This window comes from Termitidicoccus mucosus (genome assembly GCF_038725785.1).
In the GTDB taxonomy this organism is placed as follows: domain Bacteria; phylum Verrucomicrobiota; class Verrucomicrobiia; order Opitutales; family Opitutaceae; genus Termitidicoccus; species Termitidicoccus mucosus.
Map to the genome: position 1 here is coordinate 492,944 of NZ_CP109796.1, position 21,352 is coordinate 514,295.

Sequence of the window (21,352 nt, forward strand, 5' to 3'; positions counted from 1 at the left end):
CCCAGCCTCACTTGGAGGTTGAGGAAATTACCGTATGTCCGACTCCAAATATCTTGGCGGCTTCGACAAGGGGTTTCGCATGATGCCCCGCCCCGAGCGCGAAATCAGGTGCCGCGCCCTCCGCCTCCCAGCGCTTTAAAAACACATCCGCGCTGACTCCCTTCGCGGGCGCGAACCGCTGCGACGACAATTCGCCCTCGGCGATGAGCAGCGTGCGACGCCCGTCCACTCCCTTGATGACCGACAGCATCGTGACCGCGCCCGGACCGACAGGCGGCGGATCATCCGCGCCGCGTCCATCCGTCACGATATTGATATAGTTTGCCGTCCTGCCCGCGCCCTGCGCCGGACGTAGGCGGCCGCGGCAGCCTGCAATCTCCAGGCAGTCGAATATTATCATCGCCGCGTCCTTCCCTGCACCAGGTTTGCCATGGGGCGCAAAGGCATGCCGATTGTATTGACGGCTCTCAATAATCAACCTGGATACCAGGGGCTGGAGCGCGGAGCCGGGGGTGCCCTCGTGATAGTAGGCATGGCTCTCATCGTTCCCATCGATTTCTGTGATATTATATTGGGTGTTCATGATCATATTTCCTACTTGCCAGAAAGGCATCCGCCTCCTGAATCCTTCGTCCTGAAATGACGGGCGCACCCGATAACGAACAACTGGCCGGCATGCCGAGCGGCTCGATGCGCCTCATCGACTGGACCAGCCTCCAGTGCCACCTGACGTGGGTGTATGAAGGGCCGGTTTTTGATTGCGCGCGCACAAGCCGTGAAACCACCAACGACGTCTCGTGCTGGCTGATGCGAAGGGGGCGTGTAGAGCTGACAACCGGCGGCAACCGCGTAACCGCGAGGAAAGGCGAATGGGCGTTTGTGGCGGCGCCGACGCGGACGCAAAAGTTCAGCGCGGACGCGGAGATACTGTCGGTGCGTTTCCAGCTCGCGTGGCCGAGCGGCGACCCGTTGTTCGCGCGGACCCAAAACCAGGTGTTCCCGGCGGCACAGTTTCCCGGGCTGGAAAAAACCGCCATGCGGCTGCTGCGCCTCGTGCGGCGGCACATGCCCAAAGTCGACGCCAATGTGCAATTCGAAAAATGCTCCCTGGATGTGTTCCTGAGCGTGCAGAACCTGCTGCCCGCGTGGCAGCGGGCGTATGTCGAGACCATGCTCGCGCTCGGCCACATGCCGCACCGGCTCACTGGCGTGGACGAGCGGGCGCTGCAACTCGTGAGGACGCTTGACCATCATCCGCTGGAGGAGTCGTTTGCCTTTGTGCGGTTCGCGCGCGACGTGGGTTTGACCCCGCAATACCTGGCGGGAATTTTTCTGAGAAGCTACGGGATGACGCCCAAACGCTACCTCGAGCACCGCCGTCTGGAGGCCGCGCGCCACGCGCTCGCGCACACCTCGATCAGTGTGAAGGCCGCGGCCTACTCGCTGGGCTTCCGCCACGAGTCGCATTTCTGCGCCTGGTTCAAACAGCATGAAGGTCGCACGCCCTCGGACTTTCGCACCACTCAGGGGAACGGGCGCTGACAAAATCGCAGAAGCAACGCGTCCGCATGGCGGACAGGCGGGATGGCGAAAAACGGCGGGGATGATTTCCGGCATGGGGAATGCGAATTGCGGCCCATGCTCGTCCCCTCTGGGGCAGGCAGGCAATTGTCCTTGGCTATGAATATTAAGAAAATCATTATGAATTCGATGAATCACCTCCCTGTTCCTGCGCGAGTACCGTGATTATAATATTATAATGCGTATTCATAACCGGGCCCTTTGGAAGAAAGCGCGCATGCAAGTTTGCTTTCGGCACCGGGCTGGCCCTGGTCTTTGACCTTACCGACGCGGAGAACGGGCGCGTCATTGAGCGGCTCACCATCGAAAGCACGCCTGTGAGCACCGGTGCCCGCGCATTGGCGGTTGTCGACGGCTGCGTGACGCCGCCCGCCGACATGACACCCCGCCCAAAGCCATAAACAGCGCCCCTCGATTGCAGGTGCACCGCGCTGTCCGGAATTCAAGGGTAATCGGAAAAAGAAATGTCGTAATGTTTAGATATTCAAAACACATATAACCCACTCATTTAAGGCATTATCAGAGAGTATTTAGAATAGATAAAATCAATAACGTCTCTTTTATTTATTTGGCGATGGCATCATTTTTTTATTGACGTTCTTTTTTTACGAACATTTATTTCGCTCCACTACTTGTTCTCCCACCAAGTTTCAGGCCCCTCGATTACACCCACAGGAATCCCTTTACCATGCACACACATACCCGCAGCCTCGTTGTCGCCCTGGCAACCCTCATGACCGCCCACATGGCCTTTTCGGCCGATATTTACTGGCAGAACACCGGCAGCGGCGACTGGTCCCAAGCCGGCAACTGGACCCCAGGCATCCCGTCGAATACCGACACGATTTATATCGGCGGCAGCGGCACCGCCGCCCTGAGCAGCGGCTCGACTGCGATCACCGCTCTCTATGTCGGGGGCACCGTTGGCGGAGAAACCGGCGAGTTGCTCATCAACGGTGGCACGCTCACCGGCTCCCAGCCTTTTTATATAGGCTATAAAAATAATGCCCAAGGCAGCGTTACGGTCAGCGACGGACTGCTCCATCTGCAAGGGGCCAGCACCGCTGGGAACCTTTCCGTTGGTCGCGATTATGGCGGTGTGGGCATACTGACCATCACCGGCGGGACCGTCGCCAACTTCCAAGGACATATCGCCCATAACAATCTGGGCGCCAGCGGCACGGTCTCCGTCAGCGGAGGGCTTTGGAATAACGCCAATAATCTCTATGTCGGCAGCAATGGCAAGGGCGTGCTTATCATCACAGGAGGAACTGTTTTCAATGCAGGGGTCGGCTTTATCGGCAACGCCGCTGGAAGCGAGGGCTCGGTCATGGTAAGCGACTCGGGCTACTGGCAAAATAATAACGAACTTCGTGTCGGCTTCGCCGGCACGGGCACGCTCACCGTCACCGGAGGCACCGTCACCAACCCCAATGCCATCGTAGGCGCCCATGCAAGCGGTCGCGGTTCAGCGGTTGTCTCAGGCTCCGGCTTGTGGGCCACCACGGGCACTCTTTCCATAGGAGCAATCGGCGGGGGAATCCTGACCATTCAAGAAGGAGGGATCGTCCGGGTCGCCAATTCGGTGGTGATGATCGGCGGCGCCACCGCGCCTGCAACCGGCACGCTCGCCCTGAAAGGCGGCGTTCTGGAGGCGCAGGGCATCGCTAGGACAGCAGGTGCCGCATCTGGCAACGCCACACTCATTCTTAATGGCGGCACCGTCCGCGCCTTGCAGGGCACCGGTTCCTACTTCAACCTGCCGGGCACGACGCTCACGCTGGACGGCACCGGCCTCGCCGCAGGAGCCCCGGCCTTGACGATTGATACAAATGGTTTTGACCTCACTGTCTCCAACACCTTCACCGGCGATGGAGCCTTCGGAAAAACCGGCGGAGGCAAAGTCATCCTTGAGGGTGACAATCACGCGACCACCGGCGGCCTGAATCTCAATGAAGGCGTCGTCCAGATCAGCAGCACCCTGAATCTTTTCGGCGGCGCGCTCAACGGCAGCGGAACCCTCGTCATCGACAACGCCGGCGCCTTCGCCTTCGCCGCTGGCCACACCGGGGATTTCACCGGCCTTGTGCGCCTGCAAGCCAGCGGCCTCGAACTGGGCAATGCGGCGCCCGTCATTGACGGTGCCACCCTGCAACTCGCCGCTGGCGGCAGCGCAACCTACAACAGCAACAATGGCGACACCACCATCGGCAGTCTCGATTTTGCGGGAGGATCGCTTGATCTCACCTATTCGCCTTCTGGTACCTTGTTCGTTGACCATCTCGGCGTCAGCACAAGCGGCACCGTGAAACTCGGTGGATTGAGCGCCTCCGGCCCGCCGGGCAATTTACCCGCCAATTTTATCGACCAGAGCCATGCCACGGGCGACGGCCTGTTATTGATCAAGGCAAACAGCGTTGGCGACATCTCCCAGTTGCGGGTCGATACCGGGACATCAAGCGGTATAACGAGTGATCTCGGTCCAGTGGTGGCCACCTACAACTATGCCGGACTGAGCGGCAGCAATTTCGGCGGCGAAAAAGGCCTCTTCATCAGCACTGTTTTGCAGGAGCTCGCCATCAAATCCGGCAGTACCCTGGTGCTGAACACCGACAATCTTGAAAGCAACAGCACGCACACCTTGGCGGCCAGGATAAGCGGCGCGGACGGCAACGTCCACATATCCGCGCCGGGCGACTGCATCATCCTCAACGCAAACAACACCTACACGGGCACCACCACCATCGCCAGCGGCACCGTCCGCGCCGCCACCAACGACGTCCTTGGCCACACCTCGCACCTCATCCTGTCGGACAACACCACCTTCGATCTCAATGGTGCCACTCAGTCCATCGGCGCCCTCACCGGCGGGGCCGGCAGCACCCTCGCGCTCGGCAGCGGCTCGCTGGCCATCAATGGCTCGGGCGTCACCCAGGGCCGGATCACGGGCGTCCAGGCCGGATTTCTCTCCGTCTCATCCGGCACGGTCATATTGAACAGCGCCAACACCGATTTGCACGTCACGACCATCATTGGTGCCGGCGGCAGCGTCGTGCTCAATGACGGGCAGGCGCTCGGTGACGGAGCCATTATCATCGAAAACACCACCGCCAGCCTCACCTTGAACAATGCCTCCGCCGCTTCCTTTGCCAACACGCTCAGCGGCAATGGCACCTTCCTGAAAACCGGAAACGGTCTCCTGGCCCTCAGCGGCGACAACGAGGGTTTCCTCGGCACGGTTGATTTGCGACAGGGCGCCATCGAGGCGCGCAACAGCAAGGCCCTCGGCTCCGGCATGACCACCCTCCATGGCACACAGGTTGACTACGTCGGCGCCAACGGCACCGTGCCGGGCGCATTCGCCGGCACGGGCAAAGTAGTCATTCGCGAGGACTCCCTTCTTGCGCTCGCCAGGGCCGACGCCATCGGAACCGGCATCAATGTTGACATCAACGAATCACACCTTGTTCTCGCGGCCAACGGCACCCGGCTGGGTAACGTCACGCTCAGCAACGGGCGCATGAGTTTCAACAACCCGCCAGGCATCTTTGTCACAGGCACGCTCAAAAGCCTGCACGGCGCTTCCACACTGATCTTCAACGTCGATTTCGACACTGGCAAAGCCAACCATCTGACCATTACCGACGCGGCCACGGGCGAGCACGAGGTGAGCATCGCGCACACCGGCGATCCAGCGGCCGCCTCCATCGCCATAATAAAGAACCCCGAGGGATTCACCGCAAACTACCGCTACAATCCGATCGAAACCGCCCTTGAACGATACGACGCGGTCCCCGGCGACGGCTCGGCCGCAAGGCCCGATCGCAACGCCGTCTATTTCCACTCCAGCGGACTGTCCAGCACCGCCGATGCGATTCTGGCCACCGCCTCGCTGCAAGGCAGGGACTGGCTCTACTCCCTGGATGCGCTTTACCTGCGCATGGGCGACATCCGCGCCGACCCCAACTACGCCAAGGCCGGAAATCCCCCCGGCAGTTTCTGGGTGCGCGCCCGCAGCCACCGTCTCAATGCCAGCATTTCGTCCCAAGGAAACGAAACCGGCGCCATCAACGGACAGTCCTTCCATCAATACGGCCACGGCCTCACCGCAGGTGTAGATCGCGTTCACGCCAGGGGCGCGGGCACGATTTTCGTGGGCGCGTTTATCGACACGGGCATCGTTGATCGCGACTTTGATAATTACGGCAATGGCGAAAGCGAAACCATCGGGGCGGGCGTGTATGGAAGCTGGTTGCACGAAAAAGGCTGGTTTGCCGACATTACCCTAAAACTCGATCATGTGAAAAATGACTTCGACGCCCGCGCGTCGGACGGGAAACTCTCGCATGGTTCTTATAAAAACTACGCCAAGGGTGTCTCGCTGGAAATTGGACGCCGCCTGGTTAATAAAAACGGATGGTGGGTTGAACCCTCCGTGCAAGCCGCATATGTGCATCTAAACAGCGCCGCTTACCAAGTCCACGGTGCATACGGTCCGAACTTCGTGCAGGCGAACGTGCCTTCCCCGGTATCCGTGCATCTGGACGCAACCAGCGCCTTCCAGTCTCGCGCTGGTCTGCGAATCGGACGCCAGTTGGGAGCCACACGCTGGCATCCCTATGGCAAAGCTGCAGTGGCAGGCAGCTTCTCAAACGGTGGCGAAGTCACCGCGGAGGGCAAAACCCTCGCATCGGACTACGACGGATGTCGCGTCGAGGCAGGGTTCGGCGCCAGCTTCATCATCAACGCCAGGCATGCTCTGTATCTTGATTTTGAATACGCAAAGGCGGACGATTACGAGCGCCCCTGGTCCATTAACATCGGCTATCGGGCCTGCTGGTAATATTATATGGCCGGGCCCGGCACGCCCGGCATCCGCCCCGATCTCCGGGTGGATTAATTTTTCCCCACACTCCCCCGGCAATGGCACCCATGCCTCATCACATCCCCCTCTCATTTATACTGCCACTGGCCCTTGCCCTGCTGGCGGGCTTGCCAGCGACCGCCGCCGACGACGAACACCTTTGGCTAAAGGTCAAAGGCACGCAAATCGTCACCTCGGCAGAAAGCGACGGGGGCGAGCGTCTGTTCATTCCCGCCGGCATCGGTTACGGCCGTGATGTCATGATTTACCCCAGGCACTATCCCCCTGGCGACGAGCGCATCCTGCAATTCTGCAAGGAGCGGGGATTGAACACTGTTCGCCTCGCGTTTTATACGCTGTATTTTAACAGCGTGGAAAACCGCCCGATTGACATCCAGGAGCACGTGCAAAATCATATCGATCCCGTCATTGCCGCGGCCAGAAAACAGGGCATGTATGTGATACTCGACTGCCATGAGTTCATGAGCGGGACGATTGACGAGGATGACGCCCGGGAGGATCAGCATGTCCCCAAGTGGGGGGAGGAAAAAATCCAGCAATGGATAAACGCATGGAAGATCGTCGCGTCGCGTTACAAGGACGAGCCCCACGTGCTGGGATACGAACTGCTCAACGAGCCTCATGTCACCCCGACAGCCGATTTGCGCGACAATTACAGGCGTTGCATACAGGCCATCCGGGAGGTGGACAAACGCCACATTATCATCTTGGGAAACGAAACTTGGACCCATGCCAGGTCCATGGAACGCACTTGGGGAGACATCGCAACCACCATTGACGCACCCCATAATAATGTCGTGTTCGCCTTTCACGATTATCCTGATGACAACCACCCGTGGCTGGTGGAGGAGTATGTCACCACCTTTCGCGACAAGCATGGCGTGCCGGTGCTCTGCACGGAATTTGGCGCCCTTAATTGGAAAAAAAGCGAGACGGTGTGCCGGAACTTCCTTGCGGGTATGCATATGCTTTTTGCAAAGGAAGGCATAGGCTGGATGATCTGGTGCCTGAGAACCTTGGAGGACCACCCGCGCGATTCCTATAATACGGTGGATGAAACCGGGCTGGGCCCTCCCATCGTTTTTGATTCCTGCCCCTACAGCGACCTGTGGCCCGCCGTGGCGCGGGTCACGGCGAGCCCGATGCCTCTGCCAAAGCGTCCCCCCTTTGTCGTCCCCGACGCGCTCCCGGGACAGGAAATCATCATGGAGGCAAATACGGATGGGTATCCCTCCGATCTATCCTACTCGTGGGAGGTGTCCTCCGATGGTGTCAGCTGGTCGAAAATATCCGGCGACACGGAATTATATAAAGACACCAACACCGCCAGGCTCCGCATTCGCGGCGCGACCGCGCTCATGAGCGGTTATTACTATCGTTACATCGCCGCCAATCCCGCGATGACGGTGAGCGGCACGGCCACCCTCACGGTCAAGGCCCCGGTTCTCTCCGCCCCCGCCGCACTTGTGGTGGACGCAATCACTGGCGAACTCTACGTGACTGACGCGAATCAGCACACGATTTATAAAATCACCGCCGATGCCTCCGGCATAAGCCTCTTCGCCGGTGCCATCGGGCAATCCGGCACCCTCAATGCCAGCGGGACAGCGGCGCGCTTTAATCAAATCGCGGGCATTGACATTGATACGCAGAGCGGAGGACTGGTGGTCGCCGACACGGGAAACTCCACCCTGCGCATCCTCAATTCCGCGGCCGCGGTCAACAGCCTCGCCGGCTCTCCGGGCCTTGCCGGATTTACCGATGGCTCCGGCACGAACGCCTTTTTCCGCAACCCCGCCGCTGTCGTTGCCGACAATATGGGCAACATCTATGTCGCCGACACGGACAATCATGTTATTCGCATGGTCACCCCCGAAGGCATCGTCACCACCATCGCAGGCACACCTCAAGTTTCCGGCACACTCGATGGCAGCGGGACCCATGCCCAATTCAAGAACCCCGCCGGCATCGCTTTCGCCGGCAACACTCTCTATATTGCAGACACGGGAAATCACACCATCCGCTTTATCACTCCCGCAGACGATGCACATCAAGTTTTCACATTGGCGGGACAGCCTGGGAGCCACGGTTCCGCGGATGGCGACATGGCGACGGCCGCCCGCTTTCATTCGCCCCGCGGACTTCTCGTCGACGGCGACACGGTCTATGTGGCCGACACGGGCAATTCGCTCATTCGGAAAATAGAAATTTCCGCAGGCAAAGTCGCCACCATCGCCGGTTACCCGGGAGATGACGGTGATGGCGACTCCGGCGTGATGCCCGGCGTTCCCGGGTTCAAAGACGGCCAGGGCAACGACGCCTGGCTGCGCCATCCCGAGGACATCGCCATCGCATCCGACGGCACCCTCTATGTAGCGGATACCGGCAACGCGGCCATACGCAAAATCGCCGCCGATAATAATGCCACGGTAAGCACACTCACCCCCGACATGATTGAACTCAATCCCCCAACTCCGCCGCCCCCTGTCGACCCGCCGCCCTCTTCCGGCGGCAGCAGCGGTTCAGGAGGAGGGGGAGGGGGCGTTCCGTCCCACTGGTTTTTCGCCATCATCATCGCCCTTGTTATCATTCGCGCCAGAAAACCCGGTAAAATTTTTCTCCCATGAAAGAAGAAATGCCGCGCCCCGGTGAAAGCACTCCATATACATTGCTTCCCATCCTCGCATTGCCGCTCATTTTCATTCTGGCGGCAGCCAGGCTGGCGGCAAACCCGGCAAGCGAGCATCTCTGGCTCAAGGCCAGGGGAAGGCTGATTGTCACCTCGTCGGAAAGTGACGGAGGAGAGCGCCCGTTTATTGCGGCCGGCATGGCCTATTGCCGCGACGTTATCATTCCGGCGCAGGACGAGGCGGTCATGGCCTTCTGCAAGGAGCACAACCTGAACACCGTCCGTCTGACATTTTACACCCTGTATTTTGACAATGACAAAAGTCGCCCGATTGAAATGCAAGAGCACATTAGAAATCACATTGAGCCAGCCGTCGCCGCCGCGCGAAACCACGGCATGTATGTGATTCTGGCGTGTGATGAGCACATGAGCGATCCATCCGTTGACGGCGTCGCCGTCCGGGCCTGGGATGAAGCCGCGATACAAAAATGGGTGGCAGGATGGACGGCCGTGGCCGAATACTATAAAGGAGAGCCGCGTGTATTGGGCTACGAATTCCTGGGCGAACCCATTGGGGTCACTTTTGAGCAGATGAGAAGCAACTATGCGCGGTGCCGGCGCGAAATTCGAAAAGTGGATGACCGCCACCTCCTTATTCTCGGGGCCAATCATCGTTCCCGACCCGGCACCATGCAAAAATCGTGGGAACTCATGCCTTCGATCATGGACGCCCCTTATAACAATGTGGCATTCGCCTTCCATGCGTATCCCGGGGAAGAATCCCCGGTTGTCATTCAAAACCATGTCGTCCAATTTCGGGACGCGCATGGAGTCCCGGTGCTATGCACGCAATTTGGCGCGGATTACCAAAACAAGAGTGAAGCGGAATGCCGCAAGTTCCTTGCGGGCATGCACGCAAGCTTTGCCAAGGAGGACGTGGGCTGGATGATCTGGGCACTAAGGACCCTGGTGGACCACCCGCGCAATTCGTACAACGCAGTGGATCAAACCGGACTTGGTCCTCCTCCGACATATGATTCCTGCCCCTACAGCGATCTGTGGGCTCCCGCAGCCCGCATGACAGCAAGCGCGATACCCCAGCCGAAAAGATAAACGTCCGGCGGCTTTGCTATTAAAGCCTTTGCCCACTTGAAAACGTCGGAATACTGGTTTCACTTTTCGGCTTCACCTAAATCGAGTTAATCTCTCCGGGTTTAATTCCTCGAAGCTTGCTTCGGTTGTATTGTGTTCTGCAACGGAATCCGTTGCAGGGATCTTTAATACCTCGGGGCTTGCCCCGGGGTTCTTTATTTCTGCTTCAACTGCATGAGGTCCGGCTTAGTGATTCAGCGCGCGTGCGCCTACGCTGGCGATCTCGTCCATGGCAGGCCGCAGGCTCAGCCGATAGCTGGAATCCCAGTCCTCATGGCCGGTGACGCGCAGCATGAGCGTAAACTCACCGTCCTGTGTATTCTGTAATTTGATACGAACACTTGGGCCGACGACGGTCTGCTGCGGCGGCAAATCCGGGATGCGCCAGCGCAGCAACTCGATGACCAGGCCGTCGCACTCCAGCGCGACGATGAGCTCTCCGCCGGGTTGCGCGACGGGGCTGTCGTTGAGCACCCAGATTTCGGCGCTGAAGCATTCGCCGCGCTCCCATTGGAATTTGGGGATGCGTGCGCTGGCGAGAGTCGGACGGCACGCCGCCCGCGCCGCATAATAGGCGGGCTTGGGCCGGGCCGGATAATTGACGATGCTGTTGTTGGCGGCGGTTGGCCAGGGTTCGTTGAAGCACCAGTTGAGCGCCATCGAGCAGCGCGGGCTTTGGCGCCGGGCCTCCTCGAAGACGGATTTCACACCCTCGCTTTGCAGCCATTCGCCGCGCGCGACGTGCTGCTCCAGCGATGTGGATTCGCCGAAATAATGCTCGCTGGCGCGTGTGTTTATCCAGAGGGCGTTGTCGCTGCTCCACGCGCCGAAGGCGTGATGGGTTTCCCAACTCGTGCACGGGCGCGGGGGCCAGAGTTCCTCGGCGGGGATGAATGTTTTCAGGTATTCGACTGGAGCGAGCCCGGGACAACCGAACTCGCTGTAGGCGGTGCAGGCGGCGGACCGGAATATCTGGAATATGTCGCGTCCATCAGGGTCGAGGAAGCGGTAGTCGCCGTGGCCCATGCCCTCAAGCGGCGCGGTGGGGATGAACGGCGTGAGCGGATCGAGGTCGAGGCAGTTGCGGTTGAGCAGGCGGAGCGCGAGCGACTGGTCGTCCATGCGTGACCAGGAGTTGAAGAGCTCGTTGCCACCGCACCACAACGCCAGACATGGATGCTGCCGCACGCGGCGGATGATGGCGCGCGACTCGCGATCGAGGCCGTCGAGATAGGCGTCGTCATCGGGATAGGCGTTGCAGGCGAGCGGAAACTCCTGCCACACGAGCAGGCCAAGCTCATCGCATTGTTCGAAAAAAGACTCCTTCGGCGTGGCCGTGCCGCCCCAGCAGCGGAGCAGGTTGAAGTGCGCGTCGCGGGCCAGTGCGAGCAGCGGCTCGTAGGTCGCGGCGTCCACGCGGCCGTGAAAGATGTCGGGACAGACGAAGTTCGTGCCGCGCGCGAAGATGCGGCGTCCGTTGAGCTCGACCGTCACCGGCGGGAGGCTGCGCGACTTGGGAAAACCGGCGGGGTGGCTCCAAGCGCCCTCGTGCATGACGAGCCGCACCCGGCGGAATCCGACACGCCGCGTGGCCGCGTCGGCACCGGGCGCGTCGAGCGAGACTTCCAGCGTGTAGAGCGCCGGCTCGCCGTGGTCATGCGTCCACCAAAGCTGTGGCTCGCGGAGCGTCGCGACGGATTCGCTGGATTCCAGCACGACGCGTCCGCCCGGCTCGCGCAAGCGCCAGGTGATACCGGACGGCATACTGGTTTCAACCGCGACGGTGATGCGTGCCGACGAGAAATCATCCGCCAACACGTAGCGAAAATCAATGTGCCTGATGTGCGCCGCCGGGCGTTTTTCAAAACGCGTGTCGTGGCAGAGCCCGAGCGGAATCAGGCGCGGGTGCCAGTCCCAGCCATAGCTGACGACGGGCTTGGTGACGTGCGCGGCTTGCGAGCGGTCGGGTGGCGCGCCCTCGCGTTTCGGCGCGGGGTGGATGAGGATTTCGAGCGGCGTGCCCGGCGCAAGGCCCGTCACGTCGAGCTCGAACGGCGTGCACACGCCGGTGTGCTCAAGTAGCACGCGGTCGCCGGCGCGGAATTCGGCATGATAGTCGAGCCCGTCGCCGGCGAGAAAGACACGCTCGTCCGCCGCACGTTTGACGGCGGGAATTGCCGCGCGATACAGCCACCAGAAATCCTCAAGGCCGTTGTAGGCGCGGACGTTTTGCCCGAAGTGCAAATCGGGCAGCGACTGCACACGCGCCCAGTCGAGCTGCACGGCGCCGGGAACGGTGGCGGGAATCCAGTCGGCAGGCGCAGGTGTCGCGGCGGGCGAGGGCAGGCGCGCCAGTTGCCAGGAGACGGGAAAGGTTGCACGGGAGGACATGCGGAGGGGTGTCAGTTTTTTGCGGTGCGAATGCTGAAGATGGCGGTGCGCCATTTCGGGAGATCAATGTCGATGCCCTGCCCGGACAGCGTGGCGGCGGTGCCGTCGAAGACAACTTTGTTGTCTTCATCAACAAGCAGGAACGTCCCTTCGACATGCAGGCGCGGATACGCTTTGGCCGGCCCTTCGCCCGCGCGGCGGTAGACCAGGAAGTGCGCCGGTCCCTCAATGAGCAGGAGGCCGGGCGGAGTGCGCTGGTCGAGCACCAGGCCGGCCTCCCTGAGAAACGTGGAGAGTGTTTCCGCCGTGAGGGCTTCGGCATCGTCGATGATGAGCAGCGGGATCTTGCTGCGCTTGAGCAGGTCGAGCGAGCGCGAGTCGAGGTTGCGGGTGTCCACCACGGCCGCCTTGTAGCGCAGGCCCGCGGCGACCTCCTCCACCTGTTCGAGTCCCACCGCCATTTGCACGAGGCCGGTGGCGAGGAGTTGGTCGTCGGTCATGTAGTGCACGGGCGCGAGGTGGAGGTCGAGCGCGAGGCGGGCGAAAGGCACGCAGGCGTGGTTGAGTCCGTTGGCGACGGGCACGGCGGCGGTGTTTTGCACAAAGAGCACCTCGGCGCGGTCCAAATCAACCGGCCCGGCGGCATAGACAGGCGCGAAGCGGCGGTAGTTTTTCTCGTAAAGGTCGACCACTGGAGCATAAGTGTGGGGGCTGCCCGTCAAAGTCCAGCCAAGCGAGCCCGTCCAGCCCGAGGCATAGGCCTGCACGGTCTGGGCCTCAATCATAAGCGGGGTGGATTCGCGCTGGCTCATCTCGGGGAGAAACGAGGCATAGCCGTGCTCGCCCGATTCGCCGTTCCAGACCGGATGCGGCGCGGCGGAATAGGGAAGGGTGATGGCGTAGAACGCATGGCTGAAGGTGGCGTCCACGTCGCGGGCCAGCCACGGCTCCTTGCGCTGCTTCGCATCGGCGCGGAGCGCGACGGGGCCGTTGCCGAGATAATGGTGCGGCGCCATGCCGGTGAGCCCGTCGGGCGGCATCCAGGTGAACGAGGGCGTGACATTGCTGTGGCCCCAGGCCGGCGGCATGCCGAAGGTGAGGCGCGCCGGATCGCCCTCGAGGACGCCGCGAATCGTGGCGCTCGTGATGTCGCGCCACGCAACCTCGCCGGAGTCGGTCACACTGTGCGGCTCGTTGTAGGGGACCTCGAAGCCGAGGATGTTGCCGTTGCCGCGCAGCCGGCGGGCAAGCCAGATGTTGGTGTCCACCACGGCCTTCGTATGGCGCGGATCGCCGGGCTCGACGGCCTTGTGGGTTTCGTGGTTGTAGAGCCAGCCGATGCCGGTGCCGGGTTTGCCCGTGCCTTTGTCGTGGTTGTTGCCGCCGACAAAATAGCGATACGGGTCGGTGGGCAGCTCATGCCAGTCGATGAACAGGCGGATGCCGTAATGGCCGGCAAGCGCCACGGCGTATTCGAAGATGTTGAAAAATCCGGTCTCCACCTTGTACGAATTAAGCACGTCCGTGTAACGCGGATCGTCTGGAAAAATACCCGGTGCGGGCTGGAACATGCCGAGGTGCAGCGGCACGCGCAACGCGGTGATGCCCCAGTCGCTGTATTTGCGGAAATCCTCGGCGAGCGCCTGGTAATTGGCGCGCTCGCGCAGGCTGAATTCGAGCAGGAAACGTGTGTAGTTCAGGCCGAGAAACGCCCAGGGTTTCCCGTCCACAATGAGATGGCGGCCGTCTTTCTCGACCATCGGTAGCGTCTTCTTGTAGTCAATCAATGGATACACATAGAGCGGCAGGTCGGGCGACTCGGGGCCGCCGCCGACCGACACGCGCAACGCCAGCGGCCCGGGGCGCATCTGGCGGCGGTCGATCGCAAACACAAACGCGCCGTCCGCCCCGGCCTTCACGGACGACTCGCCGATGCATGTCCCGGACGCGTCGAACGCGCGCACGAGCACCGCGTCGCCGGGCGAGGCCTCACCCTTTATCCGCAAGGGGTTTTCCAAACGCTGCGTGTCATCGGAAACGGGATGCAGCGCCACCGCCACCTCCTGCCCGACGGACAGCGCGGACACGACAAGCGGGGGGATTTTTTTCCCGACCAAGGAGATGCGCAGGTTCTCGACCGGAGCATCCGGATCGGGAGGGGAGGGCAGCGGGACGGTGAAAGTGACCGGTTCGCCTGCAATCAGGCTGACGGGGCCGCCTTCGTCCATCTCCGACCATCCGCCCGCGTTGACGGCCACCCGGGGGGTGAGCGTCACATCCGCCCCGGCGGTCAGGGTGATGCTCACCCGCGCGTCGTGGCCGACCGGCCATTGCCCGGCCTCGGGGCGCGTGTGGCCCCAGAATGTCCAGACCAAGTTCACTTCGCCGCGGGCGCCGGGAATCCCGATGATGCCGCGTCCGTCCGAGCCCGGTTTGAAAACCGGCGTGATGCCGGCATAAGTGGACACGGTGCCAATGCCGTTGCCGGTTCGCGGAACCAGCGGGATTTGTTCGGAAAACGCCGCGCGTGTCGGAGTCGTTGTGACAAGGAGTGGGAATATCAGCGCGGCCAGCGCCGCGCGCGTCGTCGTAGGGAGGAGGTGTTTCATTTTGGAGTCAGGATTAAAAGCGTGGGGGGCGGGCGGGCCGGGCATGAGATGCGCAGCCCGCCGGGAAAAACCAAACCGGGCGGGAACGCTCAGAGCTGGCCAGCGCCGGGCGTGACCACCGCATAGTCGATGTCGAGCAGCTTCGCGATCTCGACGAGTTCCGCGGCGTGGTGGCCGATGCCGAGCGCGAAGTGGTGCGTGGGCCCTTCGGCGACCCAGCGCTTGAGGAAGGTGCGCACATCGGGCAGGAAGACGCCGTGGGTGTTGGTGTTGCCCGTCGGCGGAATCGGGCGGCGGGCGGACTCGCCCTCGGCGATGATAAACTTGAATTTGCCGTCCGCCTTCTGGCCGATGGAGAGCATGGTGATGGGTCCCTCCTTGATCTGGAACTCCACGCCCGCGCCCGAGCCGGGTTTGCCGTGGTATTTTTTCAGGCTGCGAATCACCGGTTTGCCGGCGGCGATGTTGATGTGGTGCGGGCCGTCGTGGCCCACGAGCACGCTGTCGAGCTTGAAGTCGATGGGATGGAATTCGGCGAAACTTCCGCCGATGTCGAGGCGGTCCATGATCATCATGGCCACGCAGGTCTTGAGGTCGAACTCGCCGCACATCGGGAAGCCCGCGCCGGTCAGCATCGAGTTGCCGACGATGAGATTGGTCACGAGCGTGCGCAACTCGGAGCCGGGCTCCCCCTCGTAATAGTAGGCGAGACCGTCGAGTTTTTTCTCGGCAATCAGTTTTTCCAGCGCGACGGCCGCGCGCGCGGCCGTCTCCAAATCCTCGGGACGGAGCTTCCCGGTCAGCGAATCACTCTTCGGGTCGGGAGTGTCGAAGAAGCGGAGAATCTCCTTTTTCCAGCGTTCAACCGTGTCGGTGTCCGGCGAACGGTAGTGTTTGAAGAGATCGTCCGGCTCGACGAGCACGACATGGAGGCCAAACGTCGCCGTGATCGCGGTCGGATCGGTGTGCATGTCGAGCATGGCCTCAAGCACGTGGCCCATGAGCCCGATGCGCGAGCGTCGCAGTGAATGAAGCACCTTCGCGATGCCGCACCAACTGTCGAGCTCGCGCGCGACGACGGGGTCGTTGTCCTCATGTCCGATAATGACCGGTGGTGGCCGCCGGCCGATCCGCACCGCCACGCCGGTGAACTCGGGTACGGAGCAGAAATCGTCGTTGCAAAGCTGCATGTAGGTCGTGCCGTTTTCGTAATCCATCGCCTTCAGAGGCTGAATGGCGACGAGCACGATGGGGACAGTCAGCTCGCGGCAAAGCACGCCGAAGGTGGACGACGTGCCGTAGGTCACCATGTCCACAAAGAGCAGGTCGATGTCGGCCCCTTTGATTTTCGCCACCGTGTCGTAGGCGGCCTGCGCGGTGTCGAGCATCCCGAAATCCTCCACCTCCACGCCGCGCGCCTCGATAAGGCCGCGCAGATGTTTTTGCTTGCGCGCCATCTCGTCCGGCAGGCCGGGAAACTGCGGCCAGTAGACATGGTGTCCGATGCCGACGAGGCCGGCCTTGGCGCGCAGCGGATGCAGGCGCGCGATGCGCGGGGCGGCCATGGAGCCGGGCGAATTAGGTGCGGGGGGGGCTATCTGTTTTGTTGTCATGATCGATTCGGCATCTGCCGGAAATTCAGCTGGCGGGAAAGGGGCGCGCGCCCGGCGCAGTTTTGTATCGGCGGATTCGTAAAAAGCTCGGGCGCAAACGGGATAATAAACACGCGGTCATTAAGTGTTCATTTAAGGATAACATCAATAAAATAATTGATGATTTTATTTTCTGGTCTGCAAATCCCCTTGACCTTTTAGGCATAATATAATGATGGAAATGGACGCAGTCAGGCTGGATGATAGGTTAAATATTAATGTTTATTATATATAAACAATCTTTGCGCCCTTGATCCGTCTGGTTATCCCTCAATTCCGTCAGTCCGCTCCAAAATCTCATGACCCGCCCCGCGCAAACAACGCCCCGGCCCAGCCTCATCCCCCTCGTGATTGCCATCGCGGCCTTCGCCGCGCCGGCATTGGCCGCGTCCTCCTCCGCGCAAATCGTGCTCGAAAATGAAAGCGTGCACGTGGTCATCGATCCGGCGGTGGGACGCGTGCTGGAGTTCATCCCCAAAGCGGAACCTGCGCGAAACACGCTTTGGGTCAACACGCCCGAGGCGCGGGCCGCCGAGGCCGCGCAGGCGGGCTACCAAAACTGGGGCGGCGACAAGGTCTGGCCGTCGGCGCAATCGTTCTGGCGTTACGCCGCCGGGCGGGTCTGGCCGCCGGACGAGGCGACCGACGGGGCGGAAGCGCGCGCTGAAAAACTGTCGCCGCTGCGCGCGCGGCTGGTGTTTCCCGAAAGCGCGGCGTTCCACTCGCGCCTCGTTCGCGAGTTCGAGCTCGATGCGACCCGCCCGGTGCTGACCATTCACAACCGCATCACGCAGTTGCGCGCGTCGCCCTTTCCCGCGCAAGCGTGGGGCGTCACGCAAGTCCCCCTGCCGGAGCGCGTCCTCTTCGGCATCGCTGCCGCCCGCCATTCCGGTATCGCGCAACCGGTCAATATGAACGCCATCCGTGCGAAGCCGCCGTTCGGGCCGGTGGAGTTCGCGTCCGGCTCGGTGGCTTCCGGCGAGGGCTGGGTATCGCTGCGGCCCGCGCCGGGCACGCAGAAAAAAGCGGGCGCGCTCGGGTGCTGGCTGGCGGGGGTGTGGCCGGACGGAATTCTGCTACAGGCGATCGCGTTTGACCCGGGCGGCTTGTATCCTGAGGCAGCCTCGCTGCAATTTTACCACGACGACCGCTATGGCGAAATCGAGACACTCGGCCCCGCCCGTTTGCTCAAGCCCGGCGAGACCCTCAATACGGTTGTCATCTGGCAATGGCTGCCCGCATCCGCATCCGGCCTGCCCGACGACGCTCTCGCCCGCCGTCTTGCCGCCGCAGCAGCGGAACTCGCGCCGCCGGTCACCACGCTGACGACGGATAACTAAGGCATCACGAAGGAATCAACATCGCGCAATTTTTCAAAAACATGAACCCGACCCGACCCGCTCCCCTCCAGAACGCATCCCGAAAACTCGCCGTGCTCGCCGGCCTGCTCGCCCTCGCCGGCATCGCGCTTCCCGCCGCCGCGCCGTCCGGGCGCGAGGTGCCCGTTTATCGCGCGCAGCCGCTGTCCGGTGCCGCGCCGGTCATCGACGGCCGCCTCGACGACGATGTCTGGCGGCAGGCGAAACGCGCGCCCATTCAACGCCAGCATCACGACGAGAAACCGCTCCCCGAAGGACAGCGCAACGCCGGCTACTGGATGGCGGCGTGGGATGCCGAAAACCTTTACCTCGCCGTGAGTGTCATCGACCAGAACGTGAACGCCCGCGAGGCCCGCCCCTACGAGCCGCACAACGATGTCGTGGAGCTGTTTTTCGACCCGCTGCTCAACTACCAGTTCAACCTGCAATACCGCGTGTGGCCGTTCGGCCGGCGTGGCGACGGCGGCGAAATCACACAAGACCCGACCTGGGGCCGCTGGGAGGTCGCGAGCACGCAGACCGATACCGGCTATTGCACGGAAGTGCGCGTGCCGCTCTCGCATTTCATGGAAGTCGCGCAGGTGGATTTGCGCCCGGGGGATCTGATGGGTTTTGACGTGTCCGTTCACGATGTCGATTTCCCCGACGATACGGAATGGGTGTCGCCCAAAATCACCGGCTGGTCCGGCGACGGCACCAACTGGCAATACGCCTCGCAAAACGGCATCCTCACCCTCGGCGAACCGCGTCCCGGCGCCCTCGCATCCGCGCGCCCGCAGGTCGACGACGTCGGGGAGACCCCGGATCACGAGGCCATGGCACTCTGGCCGTCGCTCCGGCTGGTGGACGGATTTTTCAACCTCGACGTTCCCAACCAGTCATGGTCGTGGGAAAGCTACCAGCCATGGCGGCTTGGCCGCGTGCGTCATGAATTAGTGGGTACAGCCGCCCCCGGCGACGCGCGCGCCGTGAACCGCACCGTCGGTCCTCACGCCCACGGAGAGGCGCTGGAGCCGCGCCCGCGCGTGGTCGAGCTGGCGTTGTCCGGTGTGCGCGACGGCCGCCACGAGGAACTCACCATCATCACCACGCCCTTCCATCCCGCCATCTGCTACCGGACAAACTCCGGCGCGCTCACGCTCTTCGACGACATGGTCAGGGTCGGCCAGCCCACCGGCCCGTCATATGTCGCGCTCCCGCTTGAGTCCGGCGTGAGTATCCGTAAAATAGATACAGACACCGCCGCCGTGTTCGACGCCGCCCGAGACGGCGCGCTCGCGGAAGGCTGGGTGCTCGTCTGGTTCGCGCGTGAAGGCGACCCGCGCGCCACCGATTTTCCGATGGTTGTTTACCCGAACCGCAGCCCGCGTGAAATCACCCTCGCCGATGCGGGCGGGTTGACCTGGCACTTCGACCTCCCCGGGCGCGGCACGCTCACGCTGATGCCGTTGCAAGGCATCGCGGCCGTTGAAAAAAGCACCACGCAAGCCTGGGCCAAAGCCGGAGCGCTTCCCTCCGGCGCCACCGACCGCGTCCGCACTTGGCAAAAACGCAGCCTGCGCCTCCCCGTCGGCGTGACGGAATCGTGGCAGTATCACCCGGAGCGCCGCGTCTTCGAGCTGCGTCACCGTTTTGCGTATTCGGAAAACCTGTCGCAGTGGCCCGTCGAGGAAGAGCTGATCGCGCCGCTGCCACAGTTGCTCTCCAGCACCGAAGCCATCGCGCGCTTCCCCGCGACGCCGCTGGTCGATTTGGATTACCGCCTGTTCCAGGGAAATTATTACGGTGTCACCGGCCGCGCCGAAATCCGTTTCGAGCTCCCCGAGGTTGACCTTTCCCTGCTTCCGCCGCGTCTTGACCGCGCAAAATTGATGCAGTCCGAAACCGGCCGCAACTACCTCGCGCAACTCGACGAGTTGAACCTCGCCAGGATTTTCGCCGGCAACATGGACCGCGTCATGAAGCGCCCCTATTTCATGCCGCACATCTGGCCCATGATAGACAAGCCGGACCTGTTTTCCGGCTATCCATTGATCCCGGAGGATGAACGGACGGCACTGATTCGACGCGTGGAGGAAGGCTACGAGAAAATCATCTTCAGCGACGAGTGGCGCGAACGCCTCTGGCCGGAAACCGCGCCCTACCTCGGAAGCAATTTCCGCTACGGCAACCTCACCTACCCGTATGGCGTCGCCGAGCCCTACTACGGCGTCGTCGAAATGCTCTCGAAAATGTATTATTTTTGCCAGGGCAACAACGACTACAGCGTGATCGTACGATATTGGCCACGCCTCAAGGAGCTGACCGAAATCATCTGGCACGGAGGTTTCGTGCAGTATCGCTATGACGGCGGCACGATGATTGGCGAGGCGCTGGTTGGCCTCGTGAAAGGCGCGGAAGCCGCCGGCGACCGCCGTTTCCAGCGCCGCGCGATGCTGCGTCTCGCCCAGCACGCCGCGAGCGCTCCCGGCTACCTTGAGGGAGGACAACGCCTCGCCGCCGACAAAAGCTGGACTTGGCGCGGTCGCTCCCCGGTGCTGTTCGGCCCCATCCAGCAAACCACCCCCAACACCGCCGCCCCCATTGCGGACGGCTCCCTCACCGGCTCGGACGGCACCTTCTACTGGGACCGCGGCTACGGGAATCCCGTGGTGCTGCGCGAGTTCGCGCTGCCGCAAGTCCGCGCCATCGAAGCCCAGCTCGACCGCGACGTGAAAAACTGGTCGGCTGAAACCGGCCACAACTTCAAGCGCCGCGACGGCATGTTCCGCCGCTTCACTGTTCGTGCACTGGTCATCCGTGAGCCGATGGACAAGCTCGAAGCCGAGGCCGCCTCGCTTCGTACCACATTTGTCGGCAACCCTGAATTTGACGCGGCCATCCTCATTATTCTCATGCAACGAATACAGGAAGATTCAAACCAATGTCATCTCGCTTATGTAAACATATGAATTACGCTCGTGCACCCGAACGATTATCAAATATTATAAATACGCTAGCACTACTCCGTTAAGTAGTTGTTGCCTCCTTGGCGGGGAGCATCAGCGTGCGCCGGCATGATGACAGCCAGGCAG

10 protein-coding genes are annotated in these 21,352 nt (G+C 61.8%); 6 read left to right on the top strand and 4 right to left on the bottom strand.

All coding sequences use genetic code 11. The annotated features are described in order from the left end of the window. Positions 1-7: 7 nt before the first annotated feature. Positions 8-583, bottom strand: a complete 576-nt coding sequence (locus tag OH491_RS01770; RefSeq protein WP_145928664.1) for a hypothetical protein — start codon at positions 581-583, stop codon at positions 8-10. A 56-nt stretch (positions 584-639) separates the two neighbouring features. Here OH491_RS01770 and OH491_RS01775 point away from each other — a divergent pair, with 56 nt between their 5' ends. From OH491_RS01775 to OH491_RS01790, 4 genes are all read left to right on the top strand, one after another. After that, entirely contained in the window at positions 640-1,542 is a 903-nt protein-coding gene (locus OH491_RS01775; protein WP_084442000.1) for a helix-turn-helix transcriptional regulator, read from the top strand. A gap of 727 nt (positions 1,543-2,269) precedes the next feature. After that, complete coding sequence (locus OH491_RS01780) at positions 2,270-6,424, top strand: autotransporter outer membrane beta-barrel domain-containing protein (protein ID WP_068769604.1); 4,155 nt, start codon at positions 2,270-2,272, stop codon at positions 6,422-6,424. Positions 6,425-6,513: 89 nt separating this feature from the next. Next, positions 6,514-9,093: a cellulase family glycosylhydrolase gene (locus OH491_RS01785; protein WP_334319186.1), complete on the top strand. Its 2,580-nt coding sequence runs from the start codon at positions 6,514-6,516 to the stop codon at positions 9,091-9,093. Then, positions 9,090-10,208, top strand: a complete 1,119-nt coding sequence (locus OH491_RS01790) for a glycoside hydrolase family 5 protein (protein ID WP_068769602.1) — start codon at positions 9,090-9,092, stop codon at positions 10,206-10,208. The genes OH491_RS01785 and OH491_RS01790 overlap by 4 nt, the downstream gene beginning before the upstream one ends. A gap of 225 nt (positions 10,209-10,433) precedes the next feature. Here the strand turns inward: OH491_RS01790 and OH491_RS01795 are convergent, their stop codons facing one another. The 3 genes from OH491_RS01795 to OH491_RS01805 form a co-directional block, all read right to left on the bottom strand. Next, on the bottom strand, positions 10,434-12,638 hold the full coding sequence (locus OH491_RS01795) for a glycoside hydrolase family 2 protein (RefSeq protein WP_068769601.1): 2,205 nt from the start codon (positions 12,636-12,638) through the stop codon (positions 10,434-10,436). An 11-nt stretch (positions 12,639-12,649) separates the two neighbouring features. After that, on the bottom strand, positions 12,650-15,247 hold the full coding sequence (locus OH491_RS01800; protein ID WP_334319185.1) for a cellulase family glycosylhydrolase: 2,598 nt from the start codon (positions 15,245-15,247) through the stop codon (positions 12,650-12,652). An 89-nt stretch (positions 15,248-15,336) separates the two neighbouring features. Further along, a complete protein-coding gene (locus OH491_RS01805) occupies positions 15,337-16,812 on the bottom strand; it encodes an L-fucose/L-arabinose isomerase family protein (RefSeq protein WP_068769599.1) in 1,476 nt (491 codons plus the stop codon). A 386-nt stretch (positions 16,813-17,198) separates the two neighbouring features. Between OH491_RS01805 and OH491_RS01810 the strand changes: the two genes are divergently transcribed. Beyond that, on the top strand, positions 17,199-18,239 hold the full coding sequence (locus OH491_RS01810; protein WP_068769598.1) for a hypothetical protein: 1,041 nt from the start codon (positions 17,199-17,201) through the stop codon (positions 18,237-18,239). Between the two features lie 41 nt (positions 18,240-18,280). Further along, complete coding sequence (locus OH491_RS01815; RefSeq protein ID WP_068769597.1) at positions 18,281-21,229, top strand: sugar-binding protein; 2,949 nt, start codon at positions 18,281-18,283, stop codon at positions 21,227-21,229. The last annotated feature ends 123 nt before the right edge of the window (positions 21,230-21,352 follow it).

Coding starts and splice junctions, on each gene's coding strand:
- OH491_RS01770 (WP_145928664.1), bottom strand. CDS start 583: ATGAACACCCAATATAATATCACAGAAATCGATGGGAACGATGAGAGC.
- OH491_RS01775 (WP_084442000.1), top strand. CDS start 640: ATGACGGGCGCACCCGATAACGAACAACTGGCCGGCATGCCGAGCGGC.
- OH491_RS01780 (WP_068769604.1), top strand. CDS start 2,270: ATGCACACACATACCCGCAGCCTCGTTGTCGCCCTGGCAACCCTCATG.
- OH491_RS01785 (WP_334319186.1), top strand. CDS start 6,514: ATGCCTCATCACATCCCCCTCTCATTTATACTGCCACTGGCCCTTGCC.
- OH491_RS01790 (WP_068769602.1), top strand. CDS start 9,090: ATGAAAGAAGAAATGCCGCGCCCCGGTGAAAGCACTCCATATACATTG.
- OH491_RS01795 (WP_068769601.1), bottom strand. CDS start 12,638: ATGTCCTCCCGTGCAACCTTTCCCGTCTCCTGGCAACTGGCGCGCCTG.
- OH491_RS01800 (WP_334319185.1), bottom strand. CDS start 15,247: ATGAAACACCTCCTCCCTACGACGACGCGCGCGGCGCTGGCCGCGCTG.
- OH491_RS01805 (WP_068769599.1), bottom strand. CDS start 16,812: ATGGCCGCCCCGCGCATCGCGCGCCTGCATCCGCTGCGCGCCAAGGCC.
- OH491_RS01810 (WP_068769598.1), top strand. CDS start 17,199: ATGACCCGCCCCGCGCAAACAACGCCCCGGCCCAGCCTCATCCCCCTC.
- OH491_RS01815 (WP_068769597.1), top strand. CDS start 18,281: ATGAACCCGACCCGACCCGCTCCCCTCCAGAACGCATCCCGAAAACTC.